We start from the raw sequence: 5,685 nt of genomic DNA on the forward strand, positions 1-5,685 counted from the left end.
TCTAGGCGAGCACTCTGCCACTCCCGCCACAGCACATAGACTCCGATCATTAAAAAGCCCACTCCCGCCGCCCACTCTACCCAGGCTGCCGGGATCACCTGACCTAGCCACCCGCCCAACAGGACACTGAGCAAGCTGGCGGTGACCAAGGCACTGGCCGAGCCAAAAAAGATGGCCCAGGGAGACTGGGACTGGGCGCTTAGAAGCAAGGTTGCCAACTGGGTCTTGTCACCCATTTCCGCCACAAAAACCGTTAAAAAGGTAACCAGCCAAAGGTGCAGTGGCGATCCCTCTCCCAGGTTGTTCTCAGAAGCAGAGGTTACAAGAGGTAGCGGCAGGGCTAACCCCAACCGCTCCGGCCAAAAGGGCAGCAAAGCCATAGCACCCGCTTCCTAACCGCCTTCATTAGCTTACTGCATGGCCTAGCCGCCGGAGCTAGTCCCCTGCGGACGCAGGTAAGGTAGAAGAAGGACATCCACTTTGGCAGCGCGCTATGACCACAACCCTTGAAGTGCCTAAGCAGGGCTTACCCGTTACCATCATCACCGGCTTTCTGGGGAGTGGGAAAACCACTCTCGTAAACCACATCCTCAGGAATCAAAAGGGAATGCGCACGGCGGTGCTGGTCAACGAGTTTGGGGAAATCGGCATCGACGGCGAGCTGATTATCTCCAGTGAAGAAGACCTGGTGGAGCTGAACAACGGCTGCATCTGCTGCACCATTCGCGATGACATTGTCGACAGCGTGCTGCGCCTGATGGAGCGCTCGGACAAAATCGACTATCTGGTGGTGGAAACCACTGGGCTGGCGGATCCCTTGCCGGTTGCCCTCACCTTCTTGGGACCAGAATTGCGGGATCTGACGCGGCTGGATTCGATTATCACTCTGGTGGATGCTAGCAACTTTGCCCCCGATCTGTTCCACAGCGACGTAGCCTACAGCCAAATTGCCTGTGGGGACGTCATCCTCCTCAACAAAACTGACCTTGTCGAAGCGGCAGAAATTGAGCGCTTGGAAAAACGCATCCGCGAGATCAAGGAAGATGCCCGCATCTTGCGCACGGTCAACAGCGTTGTTCCCCTAGAGCTCATCCTAGATACCGATCTATTTCAGCCCAGCTCCCTGCCCCAGGAGGAAGCCCACGACGCTGAGCACGACCACGAACACGACCATGAGCATGGCCACTCGCACCACAGCCACATCGAGGTTGAGGGTTTTAACTCCCTCTCCTTTGAAAGCGATCGGCCCTTCTCTTTGGACGCCTTCCAGAACTTTCTCAACGAGTTGCCTGAGGCGGTCTTTCGGGCCAAAGGGATCCTATGGTTTGAAGAAAGCCCAGAGCGGTATATCTTCCACCTCAGCGGCCGACGCTACACCCTCAGCAGCGATGAGTGGCCTCGCCAGCCCAAAAACCAGTTGGTGCTCATTGGCCAGCACCTCGATACGGCCAAGCTGCGGCAAAAGTTGGAAGCCTGTCTTGTCCCTGCGCCGGTCTAGAGTTAGGAGTTAGTCGGGCCCTGTTCCAGCAGCCTTGCGAGGGGAGCCTTGAGAGAGGGCATCCCGCCCATGGCCGACATTTTTGTGATGATTCGCAACCAAGCCAACAATGCCCTCACTTCCATCGAGGGGATCCCTTTTGTCGCCTTCTTGGAGCAGGAGGGGAAACGGATTGGGGAAGAAACCATCGAGTTAATCTACGCCGACGCCGGCTTTGATGACCTACCCGTTGGGGAATACATTGTGGGAGTACGGCACGGGCGGGTGGAACCGCCAAAAGCCACCTGCCCAGTAGTCATCAGGGCTGTCGATGAAGTTGTTTTGGTAACATTCACTTACCTTGAGCCCGAGCGGGTACTGCTGAACACTCGCATTGCTGTGGAAAAAAGGCTGTAACCATGACCGTTAAAGCAATTCCATCCCACTCCATCAAAGCTTTCCGCTATCGAGTGTTCTGTTTGGGACAGGATCTCTGGAAAGCCCAGGATCCCATTAGCCGTGCCAATTTGGCCCTGCAACTGGCCGATGCCGCTACAACCTTGGCCCGCCTGGAAGTCCAAGCCGCCCAGGCTCAGCTTTCCCACTCTCTCCCGAAAGCAGGCCCTCGCTAGGGATCCCGTCTACTCCCATTCGATGGTGCCCGGAGGCTTAGAGGTGATGTCGTAGACCACCCGGTTGACACCCGGAACCTCGTTGACGATGCGGTTAGAGATGGTGGCCAAGAGGTCGTAGGGCACCCTGGCCCAGTCTGCCGTCATGCCGTCCTCGCTGGTAACCAACCGCACCACTACCGGGCAAGCATAGGTGCGCTTGTCTCCCATTACCCCCACCGAGCGCACTTCTGGCAGCAACACGGCAAAGGCTTGCCAGAGCTTGGAGTAGTAGCCAGAGCGGTTAATCTCTTGGCGAACAATCATGTCGGCCTCGCGCAGGATCTCCAGCCGCTCTTGGGTAACCTCTCCTACAATGCGGATGGCCAGCCCCGGCCCTGGAAAGGGGTGACGATTAACGATTTCTTCCGGCAGGCCCAAGGAGCGAGCCAGCTGCCGCACCTCATCCTTGAAGAGCTTGCGCAAGGGTTCTACCAGCTTAAAGCGCAGATTTTTCGGCAAGCCGCCGACATTGTGGTGGCTTTTGATCTTGACGGCAATCCGCTCCCCAGTTACCGGATCCACGTTGGTGTTGGCCGACTCGATCACATCCGGGTAGAGAGTGCCCTGGGCCAGGTACTCGAAAGGACCCAGCCGCTGCGACTCCTCCTCGAACACGCGAATGAACTCTGCCCCAATGCGCTTGCGTTTTTCTTCTGGGTCGGTAACCCCCTTCAACTGCTGGAGAAAGCGCTCTTGAGCATCTACATAGTGGACGGGGATGTGGAATTGCTCCTGGAAAAGGCGCAGCAGCCGCTGCGGCTCGCCCTTGCGCATAAACCCTTGGTCGATGAACACGCAGGTGAGCTGGTCGCCAATGGCCTTGTGCAGCAAGAAAGCCAGGGTGGAACTATCCACCCCGCCGGAGAGAGCCAGCAACACCTTCTTGTTGCCCACCTGGGCGCGAACCTCTCGGATGGCCTCCTCCAGAAAAGCCTCCGTGGTCCAGGTGGGCTCGCAGCGGCAGATGTGATAGACAAAATTGCGCATCAGGAAAGCGCCGCCCTCGGAGTGGGCCACCTCGGGGTGAAATTGCACTCCGTACAGACGACGGACGGGATCGGCAATGGCAGCAAAGGGAGTGTTGTCCGTGGCGGCCAGGGCGTGAAAGCCTGGCGGCAATTCAGTGACCACATCCCCATGGCTCATCCACACAGTGCTGTTTTCTGGCAGGTTGGTGAGCAGGTCAGTGGGATCCAAAACATGGAGGGCGGCCCGGCCATACTCGCCCTTGCGGGCGGGCTCTACCCGGCCTCCCAACTGTTGCACCATGAGCTGCATGCCGTAGCACACGCCCAAGATGGGGATCCCCAACTTCCAGATCTCCGGGTCGCAGGCGGGAGCACCCGGCTCGTAGACGGAGCTGGGGCCGCCGGAGAGGATAATGCCTTGGGGCCGCAGTTGCCGCAGTTGTTCGGCGGTGGTGCGGTAGGAGAGAATTTCCGAATAGACCCGGGCTTCACGGACGCGACGGGCAATCAGCTCCGAGTACTGGGAGCCAAAGTCGAGAATGACGATCATCTGGCGCTGCACCTTGAGGGGGAGCCGGAAAACCTAGGGCCGGATGAACAGCAGGGCCAAGAGATTAGCTGGGGATAACATCGTAGCAAGGACAGAGAGCTTTCCTGCAGGCATCTACCCTGGAAAACTTCTCGCAGAGGAGCTTTTGGGGCAAAACCGCCCCCTGGATCCCTGATAGAGTTTGCCATCGGCCAGGCCTGAAAGCGGGCAGAATGAGGATAGCGCTCTAGGCCAGTGGGCATAGCGCCAGGGATCCCTATGTCCACCCTCGTTGCCGAATCCTTTCAAACCTATCTACGTCGCCGCCGACGTCTGCTGGCCCGCCGTTTCAAGCACCAGCAGGGGTGGGTTGCGGTTTTGGCTCTCTTGGCCTTGTACTTGCTCAGTTGGGAGGCCCTGGGCGAGAGTAAGCTGTTACCGCTCCCGTGGCTAGCGGTGATCCCGCTGCTGGGGGGAGGGCTCTACAGCCTAGGCGCCGCGATGATCTGGAGGCTGCGCCAGCGCTGCTCCGCCCAGCTTTTGGCCGAAATGATCAGCTTGCCCCATTTGGCTTTAGCTGCCTTGATCTGGCTGGGTCTGGCCACTTGGGGAGAGCAGCTTTCCCCTTTCCTGCTACGCCGAAAAAACCAACTGTTGGCCGGCCTGGTACTCAGTTGGCTGGTGGCCCAGGGGTGGAGTTTTCTGCGTCCCAGCTCGATGGTAGAGGTGGGACAACTGTGGGCCGATTACCTGCAGGAGCTACGGGCTTCGGTGCTACAGCCCTGCTACTGCCGCCTGGAGGCCTGTCGCCAGGCGCTGCGCTCCTATCAGGCTATTTGGCAAGACCTCCAACTGGAAGAGCTGGAGGCCCAGCACCTCGTCCAGCTCCTGTCCGAATCCTTGCTGCCGCTGGCCTTGCCCCTCAAAGTCTACGCCCGCCAGGTTCACCACTGCTGTCAGCAGCTAGCAGCCCTGCTGGCGCAGATGCAAGAGCGGGTGGAGCGGCTGGAGCAGGTGCTTTTGGAGGTAGAGCTGGAGTTGGCTGCCTGTCAGCCTTTCCAGGCTCAGGCCCAGCCGATTAACCTCTTGCTGGAGGAGGGGATCCCCTGCCAGGAGCTGGATTTGCAGGAGTTGGTTTGCCTAAACCAGGAACTGCTGGGGGCGGATCGCTCTTTGCAGGGCTTGACCCAGGAGCTTAAGGGTTGGGCCGAAAAAGCCATCCCTGCCGCCTTGAAGCTGAGCCTCCCAGGATGACCAAAGCCGAAAAGACCCCGCTGGTTCCACTGGAGCCCCCCGAGCTCAAGGCGCTGTGGGCAAGGTGGCTAGCAGAGCTGGGTTGGCAACCCACGGAGCGCCAGCAACGGCAACTGCAGCAGCTCTACCCCCTGGTGATGGCCGGCAACCGCACCCAAAACCTCACCCGCATCACTGACCCCATCGACTTCTGGGAAAAACACCTGTGGGACTCGCTGCGGGGCCTGTGCTTGCTGGGTCCGTGGGAGGTCATTCAAACCCAGCCCTGGCGGGGCATCGACGTTGGCACTGGAGCAGGCTTTCCAGGGATCCCGGCCCAAATTGCCCTACCCCAGGCCAGCTTTACCCTGCTAGATAGCACCCAGCGCAAGATTGCCTTTGTGCAAGGCGTTTTGCAGCAGCTCTCCCTGGCCCAGGCGCGGGCAGTGGCCCAGCGGGCGGAAGTTTGGGGGCAAGACCCGCAGGAACGTGGCAGCTACGATCTGGCCCTGGCCAGGGCTCTGGCCGCAGCGGAGATCTGTGCCGAGTATTGTCTGCCCCTACTCAGGGTGGGAGGACGCGCCATCCTCTATCGTGGCCATTGGACCGAGGCCGAAGCCGAAGTTCTAGAGCGGGCCCTCTCCCTTTTGGGAGGGAAACTGGTTCACATCGAAGCCTTCACCACTCCCCACAGCCACAGCGTGCGCCACTGTCTGCTGCTGGAGAAAGTGGCTCCCACACCAGCTCTCTATCCCCGCCCTCCTGGTGTTCCCCAACGTCAACCCTTGGGGCGGGGCAAGCCTT

Annotated in this window: 7 protein-coding genes; 5 read left to right on the forward strand and 2 right to left on the reverse strand. The window is 59.5% G+C overall.

Annotation, left to right across the window (positions count from 1 at the left end):
- The coding region (locus tag NW860_RS00185) for a TMEM165/GDT1 family protein (RefSeq protein ID WP_414511866.1) at nucleotides 1-380 on the reverse strand (380 nt) is incomplete at its 3' end.
- 113 nt (nucleotides 381-493) lie between these two features.
- Here NW860_RS00185 and NW860_RS00190 point away from each other — a divergent pair.
- The 3 genes from NW860_RS00190 to NW860_RS00200 all read left to right on the forward strand — a co-directional run bounded on the left by NW860_RS00190 (nucleotide 494) and on the right by NW860_RS00200 (nucleotide 2,109).
- Nucleotides 494-1,498 (forward strand): CobW family GTP-binding protein, encoded by a 1,005-nt coding sequence (locus NW860_RS00190; RefSeq protein ID WP_414511867.1) that lies wholly within the window; start codon nucleotides 494-496, stop codon nucleotides 1,496-1,498.
- A gap of 69 nt (nucleotides 1,499-1,567) precedes the next feature.
- Nucleotides 1,568-1,894 carry a hypothetical protein gene (locus NW860_RS00195; protein ID WP_414396571.1) on the forward strand — a complete coding sequence of 109 codons (327 nt, stop codon included), beginning with the start codon at nucleotides 1,568-1,570 and terminating at the stop codon, nucleotides 1,892-1,894.
- Nucleotides 1,895-1,896: 2 nt separating this feature from the next.
- On the forward strand, nucleotides 1,897-2,109 hold the full coding sequence (locus NW860_RS00200) for a hypothetical protein (RefSeq protein ID WP_414396568.1): 213 nt from the start codon (nucleotides 1,897-1,899) through the stop codon (nucleotides 2,107-2,109).
- Between the two features lie 9 nt (nucleotides 2,110-2,118).
- Here NW860_RS00200 and guaA read toward each other — a convergent pair whose 3' ends face one another.
- Nucleotides 2,119-3,669, reverse strand: a complete 1,551-nt coding sequence (gene guaA / locus NW860_RS00205) for a glutamine-hydrolyzing GMP synthase (protein WP_414396565.1) — start codon at nucleotides 3,667-3,669, stop codon at nucleotides 2,119-2,121.
- A 258-nt stretch (nucleotides 3,670-3,927) separates the two neighbouring features.
- Here guaA and NW860_RS00210 point away from each other — a divergent pair, with 258 nt between their 5' ends.
- A complete protein-coding gene (locus NW860_RS00210; RefSeq protein ID WP_414511868.1) occupies nucleotides 3,928-4,902 on the forward strand; it encodes a hypothetical protein in 975 nt (324 codons plus the stop codon).
- Nucleotides 4,899-5,685: 16S rRNA (guanine(527)-N(7))-methyltransferase RsmG (gene rsmG / locus NW860_RS00215; RefSeq protein ID WP_414396560.1), on the forward strand; the 787-nt coding region annotated here is incomplete at its 3' end. The genes NW860_RS00210 and rsmG, both read left to right, overlap by 4 nt.

The sequence above is a fragment of the Synechococcus sp. F70.1 genome (genome assembly GCF_047502745.1).
In the GTDB taxonomy this organism is placed as follows: domain Bacteria; phylum Cyanobacteriota; class Cyanobacteriia; order Thermostichales; family Thermostichaceae; genus Thermostichus.